The organism is Thalassolituus sp. UBA6592 (assembly GCF_002433655.1).
GTDB lineage: Bacteria > Pseudomonadota > Gammaproteobacteria > Pseudomonadales > Oceanobacteraceae > Venatoribacter.
On the sequence record NZ_DJIO01000116.1, the window covers coordinates 1 to 2,899 of the forward strand.

Annotated in this window: 3 protein-coding genes; 2 read left to right on the plus strand and 1 reads right to left on the minus strand. The window is 51.1% G+C overall.

From position 1 onward, the window contains the following. Both B2Z72_RS11120 and B2Z72_RS11125 read left to right on the plus strand, forming a co-directional pair. Window positions 1–803, plus strand: an 803-nt coding sequence (locus B2Z72_RS11120; protein ID WP_297004813.1) for an MBL fold metallo-hydrolase, incomplete at its 5' end; no start/stop codon positions are given. Between the two features lie 63 nt (window positions 804–866). Beyond that, the gene (locus tag B2Z72_RS11125; protein WP_296980027.1) at window positions 867–1,499 is read left to right on the plus strand and encodes a DsbA family protein; all 633 of its coding nucleotides are present in this window, start codon (window positions 867–869) and stop codon (window positions 1,497–1,499) included. 199 nt (window positions 1,500–1,698) lie between these two features. On the opposite strand, the gene B2Z72_RS11130 is transcribed toward B2Z72_RS11125, so the two are convergent. Further along, window positions 1,699–2,899 (minus strand): SulP family inorganic anion transporter (locus tag B2Z72_RS11130; protein WP_297004816.1); only part of this gene is annotated, 1,201 nt, incomplete at its 5' end.

The following is a 2,899-nucleotide window of genomic DNA, read 5'->3' on the forward strand; positions in this document are numbered from 1 at the left end:
ACAAGCGTCTGACCTTTGATGTCTACAATGCCGGTGCCAACAGCTTCCACGTCAACGCGACGCTGGTGATTGGTGAGACTGAAACACTGCTGGTTGATACCGGTTTTACCAAAGCTGACGCCCTGCGTATTGCAGGCAAAGTACTGGATGCCGGCAAACCACTGAACACCATTTTTATCAGCCAGGCCGACCCGGATTTTTACTTCGGAGCCGAAGTCCTGAAGCAGATTTTTCCGGATGCACGCGTGATCACTACTCCGGCTGTGCGTGAAGCCATTGAGAAAAAAATGGAAGGTAAAGTCGCTTACTGGGGACCAAAACTCGGCCAGAATGCACCGCATCAGCCGGTTCTTCCGGACGCCTACACAGACAAATATCTGACCATTGATGGCCATAAAATTGAGATCCGTGGCACCAAAGGCGAACTGGCAAACCGTCCGTACTTGTGGGTCAAAGACAGTAAAGCCATCCTTGGCGACATCTCTGTGTTTGCCGGACTGCACCTGTGGACGGCCGATACTCAGAGCAAAGCTAAGCTGGATGCCTGGGATGCCCAGCTGGATGATATGAAATCACTGAAACCAGAAATCGTGATTCCAGGGCACATGGCTGCCGGTTCAGAACTTACTGCAAAAAATATCGACGATTCAAAACAATATCTCGATGACTTCCGCGAAGTGATCGGCATCTACAAAAACAGCGCCTACGTACAGGCGGCTATGGAACAGAAATATCCAACCGCCGGACTGCACATCGCGCTGGATCTGGGCTCTAAAGTCCACACAGGTGAAATGGTCTGGTAATTATGGATACAGTTAAGAGCGGTCATCATCGCTCTTAACTTTCTGCATTTAAGAAGATGTAACATGAACAAAATACATTATTTTTACGATCCGATGTGTGGCTGGTGTTACGGTGCGACCACACTGATTTCAGCACTGAACAACTTCGCTGCTGAAAACAACTGGCAGGTAGTAATGCACCCAGGTGGCATGATCGGCCGCCGCCCCATGGAAAACGGTTTTCGCCAGCATATTCTCAGCGCCGACGAGCATATCGCCAGCCTGACCGAAGCTGAATTTGGTGAAAATTATCGTGCCCGGGTTGCCAGCAGTCAGCCACTGATACTGGATTCCATGCTGCCGACGCAGGCAATTCTGGCCGCCAAAACCTGCGGTAAGGATGAGTTCACCATGCTGAAAGCCATTCAGTCCGCTCATTATCAACAGGGTCTGGATGTGTCGGAAGAAGCAACACTGCAACAGATTGCTAAAGATCTTGGAATTGCAGACAGCGACTGGCAAAACGCCATGCAGGATGCCGCAGCACAACTGCGCTACGAACTGCAGCATAGCCATCAGCAAATGAGCCAGCTGGGCGTTCAGGGCTTTCCTACCCTGATCATGGAAACAGATAAAGGCCTGCAGCGTCTGCCCCACAGTCAGTTCTATGGCAAACCAGCCGACTGGCAGAACTACCTTAATAAGCTGTCTGATTGATCTGCCTGAGTGAGCCAAACTGCGACCTGCCAGATCATCGCTCCAGTCCGTAAATACAAAATAAAAAGCCCGCACTGAATTGTTCAGTGCGGGCTTTTTATTCAGCGGGCTTTCTATGCAGCGTGCATTTTTGGGCTGCTGTATCAGATCCGCTGTTTAAGGCCTGCGTTCAGGCCAGTAGCAATCAGGGCAGTAAAAATCAGCCCAGCTCATCCAGTGCAACACGATAGTTCGGATCTTCAATCACGTTTACATCGCACAGGTTACCGGCTTTTTTCAGCATCACTCGGCAATCTTCACTGAGATGGCGCAGACGCAATTCTTTGCCCGCGGCCAGATAACGCTCAGCGATATGATCGATGGCTTCCAGCGCAGAATGATCCGCCACGCGGGAATAACGGAAGTCGATGATCACCATCTGAGGGTCATTTTCGACATCAAACAGATCTTTAAAGCGGGTGACGGAACCAAAAAACAGCGGACCAACCAGATCATAAATTTTGGCATTTTCGTCTTCGCGGGTGGTCACACGAATGCGTTTGGCATGCTCCCAGGCAAACACCAGCGCCGATACGATAACACCGACGATCACCGCGATGGCCAGGTCCGTTACCACAGTCACACCGGATACCAGCACCAGTACAAACGCATCATGCTTAGGAATTTTGCGCATAATGCGGAAACTGGTCCATTCGAAGGTGCCAATCACCACCATAAACATCACGCCCACCAGCGCCGCAATCGGAATCTCTTCGATCAGAGGTGAAGCAAACAGAATAAAACTCAGCAGGAACAGTGCTGCAGCAATACCGGACAGACGACCACGACCACCGGAGCTGACGTTAATCATGCTCTGACCGATCATGGCACAACCGCCCATACCACCGAAGAAACCAGTGACGATATTCGCCGTTCCCTGAGCCACACATTCTTTGTTGCCGCGGCCACGGGTATCGGTCATCTCATCAATCAGGGTGAGCGTTAACAATGACTCAATCAGACCCACCAGACACAAAATAACCGAGGTCGGTAAGATAATCATCAGCGTATCCCAGTTAAATGGCACCATGGGAATAGCAAAGGTCGGCAATTCGCCAGCCAGGGTCGCGCTGTCGCGTTGATCAACCGGGAGCATGTCGCGCACGAAGTCGATAACCGTACGGGCTTCCATATCCAATCCGTGCACTAGCAATGTGATAGTGATAATCGCTGCCAGCGATGCGGGTACCGCTTTGGTCAGTTTCGGCAATAAGTAGATGATTGCCATGGTTAAGGCTACCAATCCCAGCATGATGTACAGCATGGTGCCACTCATCCACTCCTGGGTCCCCAACGCGCCAGTGACTTTAAACTGCCCCAACTGGGCCAGGAAAATCACGATAGCCAGGCCGTTTACAAAG

Coding starts and splice junctions, on each gene's coding strand:
- B2Z72_RS11125 (WP_296980027.1), top strand. CDS start 867: ATGAACAAAATACATTATTTTTACGATCCGATGTGTGGCTGGTGTTAC.